15 protein-coding genes are annotated in these 19,224 nt (G+C 77.1%); 5 read left to right on the top strand and 10 right to left on the bottom strand.

Annotated features, from left to right (window positions below; genetic code table 11):
- The first annotated feature begins 1 nt into the window (after position 1).
- Positions 2-784 carry an SDR family NAD(P)-dependent oxidoreductase gene (locus GNZ18_RS13050; RefSeq protein ID WP_156216582.1) on the top strand — a complete coding sequence of 261 codons (783 nt, stop codon included), beginning with the start codon at positions 2-4 and terminating at the stop codon, positions 782-784.
- 63 nt (positions 785-847) lie between these two features.
- Here the strand turns inward: GNZ18_RS13050 and GNZ18_RS13045 are convergent, their stop codons facing one another.
- The 8 genes from GNZ18_RS13045 to GNZ18_RS13010 all read right to left on the bottom strand — a co-directional run bounded on the left by GNZ18_RS13045 (position 848) and on the right by GNZ18_RS13010 (position 11,199).
- Positions 848-1,147 carry a 4a-hydroxytetrahydrobiopterin dehydratase gene (locus GNZ18_RS13045; protein WP_156216580.1) on the bottom strand — a complete coding sequence of 100 codons (300 nt, stop codon included), beginning with the start codon at positions 1,145-1,147 and terminating at the stop codon, positions 848-850.
- A gap of 40 nt (positions 1,148-1,187) precedes the next feature.
- Positions 1,188-3,119, bottom strand: a complete 1,932-nt coding sequence (locus GNZ18_RS13040; protein WP_312874472.1) for a glycosyltransferase family 39 protein — start codon at positions 3,117-3,119, stop codon at positions 1,188-1,190.
- A complete protein-coding gene (locus tag GNZ18_RS43115) occupies positions 3,116-5,140 on the bottom strand; it encodes a glycosyltransferase family 39 protein (protein ID WP_156216578.1) in 2,025 nt (674 codons plus the stop codon). Before GNZ18_RS43115 ends, GNZ18_RS13040 begins: the two co-directional genes overlap by 4 nt.
- Positions 5,137-6,453: a bifunctional glycosyltransferase family 2/GtrA family protein gene (locus GNZ18_RS13030; RefSeq protein WP_156216576.1), complete on the bottom strand. Its 1,317-nt coding sequence runs from the start codon at positions 6,451-6,453 to the stop codon at positions 5,137-5,139. Before GNZ18_RS13030 ends, GNZ18_RS43115 begins: the two co-directional genes overlap by 4 nt.
- Positions 6,454-6,521: 68 nt before the next feature.
- Positions 6,522-7,967 carry a sensor histidine kinase gene (locus GNZ18_RS13025; RefSeq protein WP_308166248.1) on the bottom strand — a complete coding sequence of 482 codons (1,446 nt, stop codon included), beginning with the start codon at positions 7,965-7,967 and terminating at the stop codon, positions 6,522-6,524.
- A gap of 26 nt (positions 7,968-7,993) precedes the next feature.
- Positions 7,994-8,713: a response regulator transcription factor gene (locus tag GNZ18_RS13020; RefSeq protein ID WP_246249729.1), complete on the bottom strand. Its 720-nt coding sequence runs from the start codon at positions 8,711-8,713 to the stop codon at positions 7,994-7,996.
- 85 nt (positions 8,714-8,798) lie between these two features.
- A complete protein-coding gene (locus GNZ18_RS13015; protein WP_156216574.1) occupies positions 8,799-10,136 on the bottom strand; it encodes a hypothetical protein in 1,338 nt (445 codons plus the stop codon).
- Positions 10,137-10,179: 43 nt separating this feature from the next.
- On the bottom strand, positions 10,180-11,199 hold the full coding sequence (locus tag GNZ18_RS13010) for a hypothetical protein (RefSeq protein ID WP_156216571.1): 1,020 nt from the start codon (positions 11,197-11,199) through the stop codon (positions 10,180-10,182).
- Between the two features lie 275 nt (positions 11,200-11,474).
- Here GNZ18_RS13010 and rsgA point away from each other — a divergent pair, with 275 nt between their 5' ends.
- A complete protein-coding gene (gene rsgA / locus GNZ18_RS13005) occupies positions 11,475-12,566 on the top strand; it encodes a ribosome small subunit-dependent GTPase A (protein ID WP_156216569.1) in 1,092 nt (363 codons plus the stop codon).
- A gap of 71 nt (positions 12,567-12,637) precedes the next feature.
- Here rsgA and GNZ18_RS13000 read toward each other — a convergent pair whose 3' ends face one another.
- Positions 12,638-13,474: an ABC transporter permease gene (locus GNZ18_RS13000; protein WP_156216567.1), complete on the bottom strand. Its 837-nt coding sequence runs from the start codon at positions 13,472-13,474 to the stop codon at positions 12,638-12,640.
- Positions 13,471-14,505, bottom strand: coding sequence for an ATP-binding cassette domain-containing protein (locus tag GNZ18_RS12995; RefSeq protein ID WP_173390754.1), 1,035 nt, complete (start codon positions 14,503-14,505; stop codon positions 13,471-13,473). The genes GNZ18_RS13000 and GNZ18_RS12995 overlap by 4 nt, the downstream gene beginning before the upstream one ends.
- A gap of 126 nt (positions 14,506-14,631) precedes the next feature.
- On the opposite strand from GNZ18_RS12995, the gene GNZ18_RS43110 reads away from it, so the two are divergent.
- The 3 genes from GNZ18_RS43110 (at position 14,632) to GNZ18_RS12980 (ending at position 19,123) form a co-directional block, all read left to right on the top strand.
- Positions 14,632-15,354: a TetR/AcrR family transcriptional regulator gene (locus GNZ18_RS43110; protein WP_312874471.1), complete on the top strand. Its 723-nt coding sequence runs from the start codon at positions 14,632-14,634 to the stop codon at positions 15,352-15,354.
- A gap of 8 nt (positions 15,355-15,362) precedes the next feature.
- Positions 15,363-18,095, top strand: coding sequence for an ATP-binding protein (locus tag GNZ18_RS12985; protein WP_312874470.1), 2,733 nt, complete (start codon positions 15,363-15,365; stop codon positions 18,093-18,095).
- A gap of 110 nt (positions 18,096-18,205) precedes the next feature.
- Entirely contained in the window at positions 18,206-19,123 is a 918-nt protein-coding gene (locus GNZ18_RS12980; RefSeq protein ID WP_156216562.1) for a quinone oxidoreductase family protein, read from the top strand.
- The last annotated feature ends 101 nt before the right edge of the window (positions 19,124-19,224 follow it).

Raw genomic sequence — 19,224 nt, 5'->3', positions numbered from 1 at the left:
CATGGATCATGACACCGCCTACCTGACCGGGCTGTTCGCGCTGGAGGGCCGGGTCGCGGTCGTGACCGGCGGCAGCTCGGGCATCGGGCGCGCGATCGCCGAGGCCCTCGCCCGGTGCGGCGCGTCCGTCGTGCTCGTCGCGCGCCGCGAGGACGAGCTGGCCGCCACCGCCGCCGCCCTGGAGTCCCACGGCCGCCGCGCCGCCTGGGTCAGCGCCGACCTGGGCTCGCGCGAGGCCGTCCACCGCGCCGCCGAGGAGGCCGCCGCCGCGTTCGGGGAGCCCGACATCCTCGTCAACGCCGCCGGGATCAACCTGCGCCCCCCGATGGACGACCTCACCCCGCGGGACTGGGACACCACCATGGCCGTCAACCTCGACGCCCCGTTCCTGCTCGGCCAGCGCTTCGCCCCCGGCATGGCCGGACGCGGCTACGGGCGGCTCATCCACATCGCCTCCCAGCAGGCGTTCCGCGCGTCCTTCACCAGCGGCGCCTACGGCGTGTCCAAGGCCGGCCTCGTCGCGCTCGCCCGCTCCCAGGCCGAGGCGTGGTCGGGACGCGGCGTCACCGCCAACACCCTCGTCCCCGGGTTCGTGATGACGCCGCTGAACCGCCGCCTCGCCGACGACCCCGACCGCGTGAAGGAGCTCGCCGCGCGCACCCTGACGGGCCGCAACGGCCTCGCCGAGGACTTCGCCGGCGCGGCGGTGTTCCTCGCCGGCCCCTCCTCCGGCTACGTCACCGGGCAGGCGGTCTTCGTGGACGGCGGCTTCTCCGCCCACTGACCCGCCCGCCGACCCGCCCACCGACCCGCCCTCCGAGCCGGCCCGCGGCCACCGTGCGGGGGGCTACTCCGCGCCGTGCTCGCCCGCCAGCCGGTCGATCACGGCGGCCAGGTCGAAGTCGCGGGCGGTGAGGCCGCCCGCGCTGTGCGTGGTGAGCGCGAACCGCACCGTCCGCCACCGGATGTCGATGTCGGGATGGTGGTCCGCGTCCTCGGCGGCGCGGGCCACGGCCCCGACCAGGTCGATCCCGGCCAGGAACGAGGGGGCCCGCACCTCCCTGCTGATCTCCGCGCCGTCCCGCGTCCAGGCGGGCAGCGCGCGCAACCGGTCGGCGACGGCGGCGCCGTCGAGCGTGTCGGCCATCGGTCACTCCCGTGTCGTCGGCGACTACCCCGCGAGTACATCACGCCGCCCCCGGTGACAGGTCGTACAGGGTGACGCCGTCGACGGTGGACGGCCTGAACCGCGCCGCGACCCACGCGGCGATCCGCCGCCCCTCGGCGCTGCCGCTGCGCGCCTGGCCGCCCATGATGCCGACCCGCGTGTCCACGACGAAGTAGTGGATCCGCCTCTCCCGGACGAGCCGCTGGAACCCCGCCAGCGTCGGCGCCGGATCGGTCCCGTTGAAGCCGCCGACCGCCATCACCGGCCTGCGCGCGGCGAGCTGGTAGCCGGCGGCGGGATAGGACCCGACCGTCGCCGCGACCCAGGTGTAGGACGCGGCGTCCGCGGTGAGCGCGGCGGTCACCGCGGCGCTCGGCTTCCTCGTGAGGAGCGCCATCGTCGGCCGCTCGCCCTCCGGGGCGCCCCGGAGGCCGGGCGGGGGCCCGGCGCGCCCGCCCGGCGGCGGTGCGAGGGACCGCCCGCCGGGCCCGGGCGGCCCGGGCGGCCCGGGCGGCCCGGTGCCGCGTCCGGAGCCGTGTCCCGGGCCCGACCCGCCCGACGTCCGCGGCCCGGCGGTCACGACCACGCCCGTGTGCGGCGTGCGGGCGGTGTCGGCCGCGTACGCGGCCGGGCCCGCCAGGCACGCCGCGACGGCCAGGGCCACCGCGCCCGCGAGGACACGCTCCCGCAGCAGCCGCGCCGCCGCCAGCCCCGCCGCCGCGACCAGCCCGGCCACCAGCACCGCCGGGCCGAGCCACGGGTTCCACCCCTGCGCGCGGCCCAGCAGCACCGACGACCACACCGACGTCCCCGCGACCACCGCCGCCAGCGCCGCCGCGCCGGCCGCCGTCCGGCGCCGCTCCCACACCACCGCCGCGCCCATGCCCACCAGCGCCGCGATCGCCGGGGCCAGCGCCACCGTGTAGTACTCGTGGAAGATCCCCCGCATCGCGCTGAACACCGCGGCGGTCATCACCAGCCACCCGCCCCACAGCGCGAACGCGGCCCGCGCCGGGTCGGTCCGCGGCGCCCGGCGCGTCGTCCACAGGCCCGCCGCCAGCAGGACGAGCGCCGCCGGCAGCAGCCAGGACACCTGACCGCCGATCACCGGCCCGAACATCCGGTCCCACCCGGCGTCCTGGTCGAGGTTGCCGAGCCCGCCCGTCTCCTCGCCGTTCAGCCGCCCCAGGCCGTTGTAGCCGAGCGTGAGCTCCAGCACCGAGTTGTGCTGCGTCCCGCCGACATAGGGCCGCGAGGACGCCGGCACCAGCGCGACCGCCGCCACCCACCACCCCGCCGACACCAGCAGCGCGGCGCCGGCCAGCACCGACTGCCACAGCCGCCGCCGCGGCGGCGTGGGCGCGGTCGCCGCGTAGACCAGCGCGAACACCGGCACCACCAGGAACGCCTGAAGCATCTTGGCCAGGAACCCCGTCCCCACGCACCACGCCGCGAACACCAGCCACCGCGTCTGCGCGCCCTCCTGCGCGCGGAGCATCCCGTACGCGCCGAGCGTCAGCAGCAGCACCAGCAGCGCGTCGGGATTGTTGAACCGGAACATCAGCGCCGCCACCGGTGTGAGCGCCAGCGCCGTCCCGGCCAGCAGCGCCGCCCACTCCGGGAACCGGCGCCGGACGGCCGCGTACAGCGTCCCGACCGTCGCCATCCCCATCAGCGCCTGCGGGACCAGGACGCTCCAGGAGCTCAACCCGAAGATCCGCGCGGACAGCGCCATCGGCCACAGCGCCCCCGGCGCCTTGTCGACCGTGATCGCCCCGGCCGAGTCCGACGCGCCGAAGAAGAACGCCTTCCAGCTCGTCGCGCCCGCCTGGACCGCCGCCGAGTAGAACGGGTTGGCCCACCCGGACTCGCCCAGCCCCCACAGGTAGAGCGCGCCCGTCCCCGCCAGCAGCACCAGCAGCGACGGCGGCACCCGCCGCAGCGCCCTCACGAGGACCCCAACCGGTAGAGCCGCACGCCCGGCGTCCCGGACCCCGGCGGGCCGCCGTACTCGCCGGGGTCGACCGGCGCCCCGGTCTTCACGACCCACGCGGTCACCTCGGCGGAGCCCAGGTCGGGCAGCACGCCGCCGCCGCCGACGAGCACGTACCGCAGCTTCCCCTCCTCCACGTAGCGCCGCAGCCTCGCGACGGTCATCGCGGGGTCGCGCCCGGTGAAGCCGCCCATCGCGATGACCGGACGCCCCGTCCGCAGGATGATCGAGGACGCCTCCAGCGCGCTCGGCACCGCGACCAGCCACAGCGCCGTGCCCTGGTTCCGCTCCAGGTAACCGGTCATCCCCGCGGAGACACCGCCGCCCGGACCACCAGGACCCCCGGGGCCGCCAGGGAACATCCCTCCCCGAGGGCGCGTGAAACCCTCCGGACCCCGCCCCGGCGGCGCGCCGCCCGGAGCGCCGCGCCCGATCGGACCGCCCACCGGTATGCCGCCGCGGCCCTCCCGGACCGGCCCGGCCAGCGGGTTGGCGCCGTTCGTCCGGCTCGACGCGGCCGACACCGCGAACGCGGCCGGCCCCGCCAGCCCCGCCGCCAGCGCGAACACCAGCCCCGCGACGATCGCCCGCAGGCCCGCGCGGCGGCTCGCGCGCCCCGCCACCAGGCCCGCGACCGCGAGGACCGCCGCCGCCGCGACCGTCCACCGCAGCCACGGATGCCACGACGGCGTCCGGCCCAGCAGCACCAGCGCCCACGCCCCGGTGACCGCGATCCCCGCCGGAAGCGCCCACGCCCACGCCGCCGACCTCCGGTGCGCCCTGAACAGCAGGACGCCGCCACCGCCGACCAGGGCGGCGATCGCCGGGGCCAGCGCCGTGGAGTAGTACGGATGGAACAGCCCCCGCGCGAAGGAGAACACGACGAAGTGGACGGCCAGCCAGCCGCCCCACAGCAGCAGCGCGGCCCGCTCGGGGTCCGTGCGGGGCCGCCCGCGCAGCAGCACCAGCCCGGCCGCGCACGCCAGCACCGCCAGCGGGATCAGCCACGAGATCTGCCCGCCCGACAGATCGTCGAACAGCCGTCCCGCGCCGGGCTCGCCCCCGAACGCCGCACCCGCCCCGGCCCGGCCGCCGGCGCGCTCGCTGTCGGCGCCGAAGACCCGGCCGAGGCCGTTGTAGCCGACGATCAGGTCCCACATCGTGCCGTCGCCGCTGCCGCCCACGAACGGACGGCGGCCCGCCGGGACCGCGTCCACGACCAGCGTCCACCACAGGCTCGCCGCCGCCAGCACCGCGCCCGCCCCCGCCAGATGGGCGACCCGGCGCAGCGCCCCGGCCCGGCCCGCCACCAGGTACGCCAGCCCGAACGCGGGCACGACCAGGAACGCCTGCAGCATCTTGGTGTTGAACCCGCAGCCGACCAGGAACGCCGCCAGCAGCAGGAACCGGACGCGCCCGCCCTCGGCCGCGCGCTGGCACGCCCACGCCGCCGACACCAGCAGCAGCATCAGCAGCGTGTCGGGATTGTTGTCGCGGTTGATGGCGACGGTGATCGGCGTCAGCGTCAGCACCGCCGCCGCCAGCACCGCCGCCGCCGGGCCGAACGCCCGCCGCACCGTCGTGTACAGCACGGCGACCGTCGCGACGCCCTCCAGCAGTTGCGGGAGCAGCAGGCTCCACGTCCCGAAGCCCATGACCCGCGCGAACAGGCCCATCACCCACAGCGCCATCGGCGGCTTGTCGACGGTGATGAACGACCCGGAGTCCAGCGACCCGAAGAAGAACGCCTTCCAGCTCTGCGTGCCGCTCCGGACGGCCGCCGAGTAGTAGGAGTTGGCATAGCCCGCCTTCGACAGCCCCCACCCGTACAGGACGGCCGCCGCGACGAGCAGCGCCCACAACGCGGGACGCGCCCAACGCGGATCCTCCGGCGGCCCGAACGCCAGCCGCCGGAGCCGGCGCGCCCCCTCCGGGCCGGCCTCCCCGGACGCGACGGCGGGGTTCTGGATGGTGGTCATGACGGTGTCCCCCCGGACTCCTCGGCGGCGGTCGCGTGAACCTCGGACGGGCCGTGCGCGCGCACGCGGCGCGGATGGAAGATCCACGCCCGCATGAGCAGGAACCGCACCAGCGTCGCCACCGCGTTGGCGGCGACCAGCGCGGCGACCTCGACGGCACGGGACGCGCCGGGCGCGGCGGCGTGCAGCGCCGCCAGCCCGCCCGTGCTCAGCACCAGGCCCAGCAGGAACGCCAGCCCGCCCTCCATCTGCTGCCGGAACGCCCGCTCGGAACCGGTCACCCCGAACGTGAAGCGGCGGTTGGCGGCGGTGTTGCCGACCGTGGTGACCACCAGCGACAGCGCGTTCGCCCACAGCGGCCCCAGCACCGTCCGGAGCAGCACGAACAGGACGAGCTGCGCGGCGGTGCTGATCACCCCGATGACGGCGAACGCGGGCAGCTGCCGCGCCATCCCGGCGGGCAGCTCGGCGCGGGCGCCGTCCGGACCGGCGCCGCCGGGCCGCGTGCGGCCGCCGACCGGGGCGCGGAACGCGCCGGTCAGCATCCGCCGCGCGACCCGGGCCATCCCGCGCAGGTCGTCGCGGGCGGTGCGCAGGACGTCGACGCGGCTGTCGGGGTCGTCCACCCAGTCGACCGGCACCTCGTGGATGCGCAGCCCGTTGCGCTCGGCGAGCAGCAGCAGTTCGGTGTCGAAGAACCACTCCTCGTCCTCGACCGACGGCAGCAGCGCCTGGACGACCTCGGTGCGGGCCGCCTTGAAGCCGCACTGCGCGTCGCTGAACCGCGCGGCCAGCGCCGTCCGCAGCAGCAGGTTGTAGCAGCGGGAGATCACCTCCCGGCGCGGCCCGCGCACGACCGCCGAGCCGCGGGTGAGGCGGCTGCCGATCGCCAGGTCGCTGTGCCCCGACAGCAGCGGCGCCACCAGCGGCAGGAACGCGTCCAGGTCCGTGGACAGGTCCACGTCCATGTAGGCGACGACGTCGGCGTCGCTGGTGCTCCACACGTGCCGCAGCGCGCGGCCGCGCCCCTTGAGCTCCAGCCGCGTCGCGTGGACGTGCGGGAGCCGCGCCGCCAGATCCACGGCGGCCCGCCACGTCGCGTCGGTGCTGGCGTTGTCGGCGACCGTGATCCGGAACGGGTAGGGGAACGTGCTGGTCAGATAGGCGTGGAGGCGTTCGACGCTGGCCGCCAGTACGCGCTCCTCGTTGTAGACGGGGATCACCACCTCGACCAGGCGGCCCCGCCTGCCGCCGTTCGGCGAAGGCGGGGGCGGCCCGGCGGGCGTGCCCCGTTCGGTGACGACGTGATTCATGCGACCGACGCTCACCGGCCGGTGTGGGAACCCCCTGAGCCGTCCATGAGGGGCCGATGAGAAAACCGTCAGGCGGGCCGGCGGGGCGTGCCCGGGAGCCGGACGCGGGCGAGGGTCCCGCCGCCGTCCGCCGGTTCCAGCACGACCTTCCCGCCGCACTCGCACACCACCCGCGCGACGATCGACAGGCCCAGCCCCGACCCGGGCAGGCTCCGCGCGGACGGCGAACGCCAGAACCGCTCGAACACGTGCGGGAGGTCCTCGGCGGGGATGCCGGGGCCCCGGTCGCGGACGGTCAGCTCACCGCGCCGCAGCAGCACCGTCACGGTCTCGCCCGGCGGGCTGAACTTGATGGCGTTGTCGAGCAGGTTGACCACCGCGCGCTCCAGCGACCCCGGATCACCGGCCACGTGCCACGGCGTCGTGAACGCCTCGATCACCAGGCCGGGGCCGCGCGGGCGGGCGCGCTCCACCGCGCGGTCGACGACCTCGTGCAGCGCGACCGCCGCGCGCACCGGCTCCGCCTCGTCGGGGCGGGCCAGCTCCAGCAGGTCGCCGACCAGGCTGGACAGCTCCACCATCTGCGCCTTCACGCTCGCGAGCATCTCGCGGCGGGTGCCGGCGGGCAGGTCCCGGCCCGCCGCATCCGCGCGCAGCAGCAGGTCGATGTTGGTGCGCAGGCTCGTCAGCGGCGTGCGCAGCTCGTGCCCCGCGTCGGCGATCAGCCGCCACTGCCGCTCGCGGGACGCGGCCAGCGCGCCGGTCATGCTGTTGAACGACAGGCTCAGCCGCGCGATCTCGTCCGTGCCGTCCACGGGGATGCGGGTGCCGAGGTCCTCGGTGCGGGCGATGTACTCGACCGCGCCGGTCAGATCCTCCACCGGGCGCAGCGCCGTGCGCGCCGTCAGCAGCCCCGCCCCCGCCGACACCAGCACCCCCAGCGCCGTCACCGCCACCAGCAGCACCGCGAGGTCGCCGAGCGGGTCCTCCACCTCGTTGAGCGAGAGCGCGAACGACACCGCGAACGTCTCCCCGTCGCCCATGCGCATCGACCGGGTCAGCACCCGCACGCGCGCCCGGCCGCCGGAGGCGGCCACGCCCGCCCCGTCGTGGACGACGCGGTCCCGCTCGCCCCGGGCGACCTCCGCGTCGGCGTGGGTGACCCCGAGCGACCCCGCTCCGGGCAGCGTGCACCCCTGCCCCCGCGCGTTCACCACCTGCGTCATCGCCAGCGTGCCGGGCAGCCGGGACTGGGCGCCGGCGCCCTGGGCCTCCGGGCGGCAGGACTTCAGCGCCTGGGCGAGGTCCTGCTGGAGCAGCTGCCGGAACCGCTGCCGGCGCGGCGGCAGCCCGCCCTGCGGAGCGGACGGCGGCCCGCTCATCGCGCCGAGTCTGTCGTCGAGCTGGTCGTAGAGCCGGTCGCGGGTCAGGTACCAGCTCGCGGTCGCGCACGCGGCGACGGCGAGCGCCACCGCGACCGCGGTCAGCAGCGCCATCCGCGTCCGCAGCGTCACCCGGCCCGCCCACGGCGGCCGCCGGATCAAGGGGAGGCCGCCGACCGCAGCACGTACCCGACCCCCCGGACGGTGTGGACGAGCCGCGGTAACCCGCCTGCCTCCGTCTTGCGCCGCAGGTACATCACGTACACGTCCAGGGAGTTGGAGGTCGGCTCGAAGTCGAAGCCCCACACCGCCTCCAGGATCTGCTCGCGCGTCAGGACCTGCCTCGGGTGCGAGAGGAGCAGCTCCAGCAGCATGTGCTCGGTGCGGGTCAGCTCCAGTGCCCGCCCCGCGCGGGTGACCTCGCGGGTGAGGGTGTCCATCCGCAGGTCGTCGAAGGACAGGACGCTGTCGCGGCGGGGCTCGGCGGCCATCGCGCCCCGGCGCAGCAGCGCCCGGACGCGCGCCAGCAGCTCGTCCAGCTCGAAGGGCTTGGCGAGGTAGTCGTCGGCCCCCGCGTCCAGGCCGGTGACGCGGTCGCCGATCATGTCGCGGGCCGTCAGCATCAGCACCGGCGTCGTGGCGCCCAGCGCGCGCAGCCGCCGGCAGGTGGTCAGCCCGTCCAGCCGCGGCATCAGGATGTCCAGGACGATCAGGTCGAGGCGCTCGCGCCCGACCCGCTCCAGCGCCGCCGCCCCGTCGGCGGCCTCGGCGACCGCGTACCCCTCGAACGCCAGGCTGTGCGACAGCGACTCCCGGACCGCCGGCTCGTCGTCCACCACCAGTATCCGCGGGGCGTCCATCCGTGTGCCAACCTCCATGCGCTCACGGTAAGCACCGCCGGTGCCGGGCCCGGCCGCCCGCCGGGGTTTCTCACGCCCCTCTCAGGAACTTCTGAGACGGGCCTCAGCCGGCGCGCTCCTCCCGGTCCTCGTCCCCGGAGGCCGGTAGTGCGATCGCGGCCCGTCCGGGGGCGGGCGCGTTCATCAGCGTGACGGTGGCGCGGGCGGCGCGCGCGAACAGGTCGGCGAAGGCGTCGGTGACGCCCGCGTCCGCCGCCCCCGCGTCCGCCGCGTCCGCCACGTTCGCGTCGGAAACGTCGGCGTCAGGGACGGCGGTGTCCGCGACGACCGTCGCCGTGGTCACGGTCGCGGCGGCCCAGGGCGGCACGGGGGCACCGGGCCCGGGACGGGTCGCGGTGACCCACGTGGTCTTCATGACGTCGACGACCACCTCCCGCGCGACGTCGAACATCAGGTCGCGCAGCGCGTCCTTCATCGCCAGCCGCAGCGCCTCGCGCATCAGCTCGGCCATCACCGCCTCGATGGCGACGGCGGCGGTCCGGGTGGCCAGCCGCAGCGCCAGCCCCCCGGCGGTGCGGGCGACGGCGCTGCCCGCGGCGGCGGCGACCAGGTCGCCCGCCGACCGCGCGGCCCCGCTCCCGGCGGCGCGCGCGGCGAGATCGGCGACGGCGGAGGTCAGCGGCGTCAGCTCGGCGGCCTCGGCGGCGTCGCGGGCCCGGTCGCGCACCGTCGCGGCCAGGTCGCGGGCGGCCTCCCCCGCCGCCTGCCGGACGACCCGGACGATCACGTCGCGGCCCACGTCGAGCGCGACCTCCACGGCGACGTCGGCGACCGCGTCGACGGCGGTGTCGGCGACGATCCTGGTGGCGGCCTGCACGACCGGCGCGGAGACGGTGCGGCCCGCCACGTCCCGCGCGGTGGCGGAGGCGGCGCGGGCGAGCGGGCTGCGGACGGCCAGCCGCCGCGCGGCCTCCGCCATCGAGGCGGCCACCGGGTGCTGCACGGCCTGCTCGGCCAGCGTCATCGCGGTGGCGGTGACCTCGAAGGCGGTGCCGGTGACCGGGTTGGACCCGGCGACCGCGCGGGCCTCCAGCACGGCCTTCTCCGCCGCCGACGTCGCGATCTTGACGGCGGCCTCGCGGGCGGCGCGCTCCACCACCCGCATCGCGGGCGTGCCCGACAGTTGCTCGACGAACCGCGTCGCGGCCAGCCCGGCGGCGTCGCGCGCGGCCCGCCGGACCGGCTCGCTCACGCTCCCCGCGACCCGCGCGGCGCCCGCCGCCGCGGGCGCGAGGCCCTCGAAGATCTCCTCCATGCGCTCGGCCGCCGCCCGGTCGATCCTGGCGGCCGCGCCGTCCCCGCCCGGCCTGCCTTCACCGGGCCTGGCCGGGACGTCCCCGCTCAGCCGCTCGGCCTTCTCGTCCACGACCACGCCCCTCACACGGTCCGATCCCTTAAATCACCATAACCGCCCGCCGCGCGGATCAGCGCCCGCAGGAGCGGCAGGCGGCGCGGGTCCGGCGCGCGTAGGCGAGCGCCGCGACCGCCATCCCGGCGCCCCAGACCGCGTAGGCGGGGACGGCGACCCAGAAGAACGTCTCGGGCAGTGCCATGCCGTCCTGCGGCGGGAACGGGTTGCGGCCGTGCAGCCGCTCCCAGACCATCTGCGCCAGCATCAGCCCGAAGTACACCGAGATCGCGCCCGAGATCGCGGTGCCCGGCCACAGCACGAGGCGGCGCGGGACGCCGCGTCCGGCCAGGCGCGGCACCCACCGCGGCCACACCCGCCCGAACCGGTGGACGAGCGCCGCCGGCAGCAGCGTCCCGCCGAGCACGAACCCGATCTCGAACAGCACCGCCGACGGCCCCGAGCTCATCGGGGAGTCCCCGAACCCGACGGCGGCCTGCGCGGCGATCCGCACCATGCACCCCGCGACGCTCAGGTACGCGGCCCAGAACGCCCAGGCGGGCGTGCGCGCCAGCGGGCCGGGCGCCGTGTCGGCCCGCCCGCAGGACGCGCACCCCGACCGGGTGCGCCGCGCGTGGGAGCGGGCGACCGCGCCGACCAGCAGCCCGCCGCCGACGCACGCGGCGCGGCTCAGCGTGCCCAGCGGGTAGAAGCGGACACCGAGACCGGGCAGGACGCCGCCGATGACGTCCAGGAGCAGCAGCGCGCCGGAGGCGACGAGCGCGGCCGCGACCGCCGACGCCGCCACCAGCAGCACCCGGCGCGGTACGCGCGGCAGCCGCGCGGCCCCAGGCGCCAGGAACGCCGCGAGGACCAGCGCCGCCGCCCCGCACAGCGCCACGCTCGCCCAGCCGGTGAAGGCGACCAGGTCGGTCTCGATCGGCGAAAGCCGGCTGCGGGCGGGCATGTGCCCCGATTCCCAGTAGATCCGCAGGGCGCCGTAGGCGGCGACCCAGCCGAGCGCGATGGCGGGCAGGCGGCGGCGCCACGCCGCCCGCGTGGACGGGGTGATCCGTTTGCCGAGGGTGATGACCATGACCCCGATCCTGGGCGCCGGACCTGGGGCGGGGCCTCCCCGGCGCGGGCCAACCCCCTCCCCCGCCCGGGGGAGATAACCGGTGGCCGGGCGGCGCACCGCCGGTTATCCTGGCGGCGGAACGAGATCGGAGGTGGGGTCCATGGCCGTCAACGCGGTCGCTGCTGCCCGCAGCACTCTGCCCGTCCCCACCTTCCGGGCCACCGGCTGACCCTCGCCGCCTCGTTGTCGCGGCGTTCCCGCCGGGGTCCCCTTCACGCAAGGGTTCCGATCCGTTGTCCTTCCACACCACTGAGCCGTCCCCTCTCGCCGCCTACGGCTGGGACGAGGCTCTGGAAGCCGAATTCACCTCCTACCGCGCCGCCGGGCTCGTGCCGGCGCGCGTCGTCGCCGTCGACCGCGGCAGCTGCGACGTGATCACCGAGTCCGGGCCGGCGCGCGCCGGGACGCGGCCGGTCGCCTCGCCCGACCCCGCGGCCGGGCCGTGCACCGGCGACTGGGCGGCGCTGCGCCCCGGCGACCAGCCGGAGCTGGCGCACCTGCTGCCGCGCCGGACGGCGATCGTCCGCTCCACGGTGTCGCGCGAGGCGCGCGGGCAGGTCCTGGCCGCCAACGTCGACACCGTCGCGATCGCCGTGTCCCTCACCGACCACCTCGCCCTCGGCCGCGTCGAGCGGCTGCTGGCCCTGGCCTGGGAGAGCGGCGCCCGGCCGGTCGTCGTGCTCACCAAGGCCGACGCCCTGCCCGGCGGCACCGCCGAGCAGGAGGCCGAGGTGGCCGCCGCCGCGCCCGGCGTCGACGTCGTCGCGTGCAGCGCCACCACCGGCGCCGGCGTGGACGCGGTCGCGGCGCTGCTGGGCGGCACGGTCGTGCTGGTCGGCCCGTCCGGCGCGGGCAAGTCCACCCTCGGCAACGCCCTGCTGGGCGCCGACCCCGAGACCGGCGCGCTGGAGACCGGCGCCGTCCGGGAGCGGGACGGCAAGGGCCGCCACACCACCGTCCGCCGCGACCTGCTGCCGATGCCGGGCGGCGGCGTCCTCATCGACACCCCCGGCCTGCGGCGCGTCGGGCTGTGGGACGCCGCCGAGGGCCTCCAGCAGACCTTCGCCGAGATCCAGGAGCTCGCGGAGGGCTGCCGGTTCGGCGACTGCGCCCACGAGAGCGAACCGGGCTGCGCGGTCCTGGCCGCCGTCGAGGACGGCGTCCTGCCCTCCCGCCGCCTGGACAGCTACCGCAAGCTCATGCGCGAGAACGCCTGGATGGCCGCGCGCGGCGACGCCCGCCTGCGCGCCGAGCAGCGCAACCAGTGGAAGACGATCTCCAAGGCGCAGCGGCGGATGTACAAGGAGAGGGGAAGGGACCGGTGAGCACGCCCGCGTGACCTGTGAGGCGCGGTCTCCGGCGGCCACCCGCCGCCGGAGACCGCGTCCCCGGCCGCTCAGCGTCCCCGGCGCTGGTAGGTGCGGACCGACAGCGGCATGAACACCGCCAGCAGCGCCACCGACCAGAGCACCGACGCCAGGACCGGGTGCGCGACCGGCCACGCGGGGTCGCCGGCGGGCGCGCCGGGGTTGCCGAACAGCTGCCGGCACGCGGCGGTGAGGGCGCTGACCGGGTTCCAGTCGGCGATCGCCTGGAGCGCGGCGGGCATCCCGCCGGTCGGCACGAACGAGTTGGACACCATCGTCACCGGGAACACCAGCGGGATCAGCTGGTCGGCGGTCTGCTCGTTGCGGACCATGAGCCCGAGGTAGCAGCCCGCCCAGCCGAGCGCGTACCGCATCAGCGCCAGCAGCAGGAACGCCTCCGCCGTCGGCACGATCCCGCGGTGGGCGCGCCAGCCGACCAGCAGCCCCGCCGCCGCCATGATCACCATGGCGAGGACGCCGCTGAGGATATCGGCGCCGGTCTGCCCGAACGGCACCGCCGAACGCGCCATCGGCATCGAGCGGAACCGGTCCATCACCCCGCGGGAGGCGTCGGTGGCGACCCGCATCGTGACGGCCATCGTCGAGGTGAAGGTCACCATCGCGAACAGGCCCGGCATCAGGTACTCGCGGTAGTTCCCGCCGCCGGGGACGGAGATCGCGCTGCCGAACACGTAGCCGAACAGCACCACCATGATCGCGGGGAAGATCAGCGCGGCGACCAGCTCGCCCGGCTCCTGGCGGATGCGGCCCACCTCGCGGCCGACCAGCGTCAGCCCGTCCGTCAGCGTCCAGCGCAGCCGTCCCGACCACGAGGGCGGGGGTGCGGGAAGAACGGGAGCGGTCATCGGACGGTCTCCTTCCGCCGCGCGCCGGCGGCCTCCCGCTCGGACCCGGACTCGTGCCCGGACCCCCCGCCCGGGTCGGCCTCCCCGGCGGCAGCCTCGGCGGGACGGCCGGTGAGGCGCAGGAACACCTCGTCCAGGGTGGGGCGGCGCAGCGCGACGTCCCCGACGGCGACGCCCGCGCGGTCCAGTTCGCGGACGGCGTCGGCGAGCCGGACCGTCCCGCGCGTGAGGGCGGCCGACAGCCGGTCGCCCTCCAGTTCGGGGTAGGCGCCGGACAGGCGGTGCAGGACGGCGGCGGCCCCCGGCGCCGACTCCGGGTCCTCCAGCACGACGTCGAGCCGGTCGCCGATCGAGGACTTCAGCTCGTCGGGGGTCCCGGTGGCGATGACCCGCCCGTGGTCGACGACCGCGATGTCGTCGGCGAGCCGGTCCGCCTCGTCCAGGTACTGGGTGGTCAGCAGGACGGTGGTGCCGTCGGCCACCAGCCCCCGGACCGCGTCCCAGATCTCGCCCCGGCTGCGCGGATCCAGGCCCGTGGTCGGCTCGTCCAGGAACAGCACCTGCGGTCGCAGGATGAGGCTCGCGATCAGGTCGAGGCGGCGCCGCATGCCGCCGGAGTACCCCGCGACCTGCCGGTCGGCGGCGTCGGTGAGCCCGAACCGCTCCAGCAGCTCGTCCGCGCGGGCGCGGGCGTCGCGGCGGGACAGGTGATAGAGGCGCCCGAACATCCGCAGGTTCCCGCGCCCGGTGAGCTTCTCGTCGACGGCGGCGTACTGGCCCGCCAGCCCGATCCGGGCCCGCACCCGGTCGGGTTCGGCGGCGACGTCGTGCCCGGCGACGCGCGCGCGGCCCGAGTCGGCGTCGGCGAGCGTCGCGAGGATCCTGACGGCAGTCGTCTTCCCCGCGCCGTTCGGTCCGAGCACCCCGCACACGGTCCCGGCGGGGACGGCGAGATCCAGGCCGTCCAGTGCCTGGGTGGCGCCGAAGCGCTTGCGCAGCGCCTCGGCGACCACGATCGGTTCGTCCGCCATCAGATCCTCCATCGAGTACGACGTACGCATCGGACGGGGCCAGGGTATGCAGATGCTTACGATGTACGCAAACTAGAATCTGCTGGAGGCGGGCCGCGCGGGCCCCGCGGAGGGCGAGGAGGCGCCGTGTCGGACGGCGAGCACGTCAGCATCTGGACGGTCCCGGAACGGCAGGGCCGGGGCCGGCGCCCGGCCTACAGCCGCGCCCAGATCACCGAGGCCGCCGTGCGGATCGCCGACGCCGAGGGGCTGGACGCGGCGTCCATGCGGCGCATCGCCGCCGACCTCGGCACCGGCGCGATGTCGCTGTACCGGTACGTGCCGAGCCGCGAGGGCCTCGTCGAGCTGATGTACGACCACGTCGTCGGCGAGCAGGACTTCCCCGGCCGCCCCACCGGCGACTGGCGCGCCGACCTGACCCTCGTCGCGCGCAACACCCGCCGGATGCTGCTGCGCCACCCCTGGGCGCTCGCGGCGCGCAGCCCGCGCGGCACCCTCGGCCCGCACCAGCTCCGGCTGGTGGAGTTCTCCCTCGGCGCTCTCGACGTCGGCGTCCCGGTCGATGAGATCCTGACGCTGGTCTCGATGCTGAACGGCTGGGTCGAGCTGGCCGTGCGCGAGGAGATGCAGGGCGAGCTGGATTTCAGGCGCAGCGGCCTGACGAACGACGAGTGGATGATCAAAAACCTCCCGCACGTGCGGTCGCTGATCGAGAGCGGCGAGTACCCGATGTTCAGCCGCGTCGTCGTGGACGCGAAGCTCCCCCACATGGCCCCCGAGGAGTCCTTCCGGTACAGGCTCGACCGCGTCCTGGACTGCATCGCCGCGGCCCTGCCCGGCCCGGCCTGACCGGCGCCGTGCTGAGGGGGCGCGAGGAGGAGCGGGCCGCGATCGCCCGGCTCGCCGCCGGGGCGCGCGAGGGGCGCGGCGGCGCCCTGGTGCTGCGCGGCGAGGCGGGCATCGGCAAGACCGCGCTGCTGGACGCGGCGGCCGACCCGCGCGACGCCCAGGGTCTGCGCGTCCTCCGGGCGACCGGGGTCGAGGCCGAGGCGGCGCTGCCGTTCGCGTCGTTGCAGATGCTGCTGCACCCCGTCCTGCCGGGCGTGGACGCGCTCCCGGACGCGCAGGCGCGGGCGCTGCGGGCCGCGCTGGGCCTGGCCGGCCCGGGCGGATCCGACCCCGCCGACCGGTTCCTCACCGGGCTGGCGGTGCTGACCCTGCTGTCGGAGCTGGCCGCGGATCGTCCCGTGCTGTGCCTGGTCGACGACGCGCACTGGCTCGACCCCGCCTCCGCCGACGCGCTGGCGTTCACCGCCCGCCGCCTCGGCGCCGAGGCCGTGGCGCTGGTGTTCGCCGCCCGCGACGGCTTCGCGGTCCCCGGCCTGCCCGAGCTCGCCCTGGACGGCCTGGACCGCGCCGACGCCGCCGCGCTCCTCGCCGACCACGCCCCCGACCTCGCCGGGGACGTCCGCGACCGGGTCGTGCGGGAGGCGGCGGGCAACCCGCTCGCGCTGCTGGAGCTGCCCGCCGGGCTCAGCGCGGGCGAGCGCGCCGGACACGCCGCTCCCCCGCCCGCGCTGCCGCTCACCGGCCGCGTCCGCGACGCCTTCGCCGCCCGCATCGAGGAGCTGCCCGAACGGGCGCGGCTCGTGCTGTCGATCGCCGCCGCCGAGGGCACCGGCGAGCTGGCCACGGTCCTGCGCGCCGCGCGGACGCTCGGCGCTGGCCCCGGCGACCTGGACGCCGCCGAACGCGCCGGGCTGCTGCGCCTCACCACCGGCCGCGTCGCGTTCCGGCACCCGCTGGTCCGCGCCGCCGCCTACCAGCGCATGCGGCTGACCACCCGGCTGGCCGTGCACGGCGCGCTCGCCGAGGCGTCCGAGGGCGCCCGCCGCGCCCTGCACCGCGCCGCCGCCGCGCCCGAGCCCGACGAGAGCGTCGCCGCCGAGCTGGAACGGTCCGCCGACGGCGCCCGGGGACGCGGCGCGCCCGCCGCCGCCGCGTCGCTCTACGAGCACGCCGCCCGGCTCAGCCCGGCCGCGGGCGACCGGACGCGGCGCCTGGCCCGCGCCGCGCAGTCGGCGATCACCGAGGGCGGCACCGACCGCGCCGCCGCCCTCGCCGACCAGGCCCTGCGCGCCGGCGGCCCCGCGCCCGGCGCGCGGCGGCTCGCCGAACTCGCGATGGTCCGCGCCACCGCCGACTTCGAACGCGGCACGCCCGCCGGGGCCGCGCGGTACCTGGCCGACAGCGCCGTCCCGGTCGCCGCCGACGACCCCGACCTGGCGCTGACGCTGCTGGTGATGGCGGCGGGCAACGCGTGGTCGACGGGCGAGGACGGCGAGGTCCGCCGCGCCGCCGCGCTGGCCGCGAAACTCGGCGCCGCCGTGGTCGGGACGTGCGTCACGCTCGCGAGCGGGCGGACCGCCTCGGTCGCCGCCGCGCTCGTCGGGCTCGGCCGCCTGGCCGGCGACGACGCCGCGTCCGGCGTCCCGCTGCTGCGGCGGGTCGTCGCGGACGCCCGCGCCGACCCGCCCGGCAGCCTCATCGCCCGGCTGCTCGTGCTGTCGGCGGCGCGGCTGACCGGCGACGACCCCGCCGCGGCCGAGCTGGCCGCCGCCGAGGCCGCGCACGTCAGGCGGCACGGCCTCGCCGGCGCGCTGCCCGTGACGCTCCAGGCCCTCGCGCAGACCCAGGCCGACGCGGGCCTGCACCGCGACGCCGCCGCGACCCTCGACGAGGCGCTCCGGTTCGCCCGCGAGACCGGCCAGCGGCACCGCGAGGGACGGCTCGCCGCCCTCGCCGCCCGGATCGCCGCGATCGAGGGCGACCTGACGCGGTGCCGCGACCTGGCCGCCGAGGCCGCCGGGTCGGTCGCCGAGGCGGACGCGGCCGGCGCCTGCGCCCTCGGGCTCCTGCACCTCGGCCTCGGCCGGAACGAGGAGGCGCTCCGCGTCCTGACCGGCGCCGCGACCGGGCCCGCCCGCCGCACCGCCGCCGTCGTGTTCGCGGCGGCCGACCTCGCCGAGGCCGCCGCGCGGGCCGGTGACCGCGCCCGCGCCGAGGACGCCCGCGCGCGCTTCACCGCGTGGGCGGACGCCGCCGGGCAGCCCTGGGCGTCGGCGGTGGCGCTGCGCTGCCGGGCCCTCCTCGACCCCTCCGACGCGGCGTTCGAGGCCGCGACCCGCCTGCACGAGGAAGGCGGGCGGCCCTTCGAGCGCGCCCGCACCGGCCTGCTCCACGGCGAGTGGCTGCGCCGCGAACGGCGCCGCTCGGACGCGCGCGTCCCGCTCCGCGCCGCGCTCGCCGCCTTCGAGCGGCTCGGCGCCGCGCCCTGGGCCGACCGGGCCCGCGCCGAACTGCGCGCCACCGGCGAGACCGCGCCCGGCGGGCGGGAGGCGGGCGGGGACCCGCTGGCCCGGCTCACCCCGCAGGAGCTCCAGATCGTCCGGCTCGCCGCGTCCGGGGCGGGCAACCGCGACATCGCCGCGCAGCTGTTCCTCAGCCACCGCACCGTGGAGTACCACCTCTACAAGGCCTATCCCAAGCTCGGCGTCACCTCGCGCACCGAACTGGCCCGCTTCGCCTGACCCCGCCGGGGCGGCCGTTCCGTGGCGACTACGGTGACGCCACGGATTCGGCCCCGCGCCTCCGCCTCCTAGCGTCGGAGCCATTGGCAGGACCGATCAGGGAGCACGCGATGAGCAGAGTGATCGTCTTCGATGAGCCGGGCGGGCCGGAGGTCCTGCGCGTGGCGCAGGTGCCCGAGCCGGCCCCGGGGCCCGGCCAGGTGCGGGTCAGGGTGAAGGCGGCCGGGGTCCAGCCGTTCGACGTCGCGGTCGTCGAGGGCTGGGTGCCCGCCGGCGCGGACGCCGCCTACCCGCGCACGGTCGGCAACGAGTTCGCCGGTGTCGTCGACCGGGTGGGCGCGGGGGTGACGGAGGTCGCCGTCGGCGACGAGGTGCTCGGCTTCACGCTGGCCGGCGCCTACCGCGAGCACCTGGTGATCCCCGCCGAGCAGGTCACCCCCAAGCCGCCGGCGATGCCGTGGGAGGTCGCGGGCGGGTTCACCGCCCCGGCGCAGACCGCCTACAACTCGCTGGAGGAGCTGGGGGTCGGCTCGGGCGACACGCTCCTGGTGCACGGCGCGGCGGGCGCGGTCGGCACCGTCGCGGTACAGCTCGGACGGCTGTGGGGCGCCACCGTCATCGGCGCCGCACGCGCGGCCCAGCACGACTACGTCCGGTCGCTGGGCGCCGCGCCCGTCGACTACGGCGAGGGGTTCGTCGAGCGGGTCCGCGCCCTGGCGCCGGACGGGAAGGTCACCGCCGCGCTGGACGGCGTCGGCGGCGCCGCCCTGGACGCGACGCTGGAGCTGGTCGAGGACCGCGCCCGGATCATCACCCTGTACGACCACGACCGGGCGGCGGCGCTCGGCGTCCGGCTGTCCCCCGCGCGCCGCACCGCCGCGCGGCTGGCCGAGATGGCCGGGCTGTACGCGCGGGGCGACCTGAAGTGGCACGTCCGGGAGACGTTCCCGCTGGAGCGGGCCGCCGACGCGCACCGCTCCTACAAGGCGGGCGGCATCCGCGGCAAGATCGTCCTCACCGTGGACTGACCGGCCCCGGAGGACGGGCGGCAGGAACCGCCCCGGAAATGGTGTCAGGGCCGGTGCCGCCTGACTGCGAGGTCGGCACCGGCCCTGAGTTCAGGGGACTA

Origin of the sequence: Actinomadura litoris, assembly GCF_009733595.1 — a bacterium.
GTDB lineage: Bacteria > Actinomycetota > Actinomycetes > Streptosporangiales > Streptosporangiaceae > Spirillospora > Spirillospora litoris.
This window is presented reverse-complemented; position numbering and strand designations above follow the sequence as displayed.

Coding starts and splice junctions, on each gene's coding strand:
- GNZ18_RS12995 (WP_173390754.1), bottom strand. CDS start 14,505: ATGGCGGACGAACCGATCGTGGTCGCCGAGGCGCTGCGCAAGCGCTTC.
- GNZ18_RS43115 (WP_156216578.1), bottom strand. CDS start 5,140: ATGACCACCATCCAGAACCCCGCCGTCGCGTCCGGGGAGGCCGGCCCG.
- GNZ18_RS13010 (WP_156216571.1), bottom strand. CDS start 11,199: ATGGTCATCACCCTCGGCAAACGGATCACCCCGTCCACGCGGGCGGCG.
- GNZ18_RS13050 (WP_156216582.1), top strand. CDS start 2: ATGGATCATGACACCGCCTACCTGACCGGGCTGTTCGCGCTGGAGGGC.
- GNZ18_RS12980 (WP_156216562.1), top strand. CDS start 18,206: ATGAGCAGAGTGATCGTCTTCGATGAGCCGGGCGGGCCGGAGGTCCTG.
- GNZ18_RS13020 (WP_246249729.1), bottom strand. CDS start 8,713: ATGGAGGTTGGCACACGGATGGACGCCCCGCGGATACTGGTGGTGGAC.
- GNZ18_RS13000 (WP_156216567.1), bottom strand. CDS start 13,474: ATGACCGCTCCCGTTCTTCCCGCACCCCCGCCCTCGTGGTCGGGACGG.
- GNZ18_RS13045 (WP_156216580.1), bottom strand. CDS start 1,147: ATGGCCGACACGCTCGACGGCGCCGCCGTCGCCGACCGGTTGCGCGCG.
- GNZ18_RS13030 (WP_156216576.1), bottom strand. CDS start 6,453: ATGAATCACGTCGTCACCGAACGGGGCACGCCCGCCGGGCCGCCCCCG.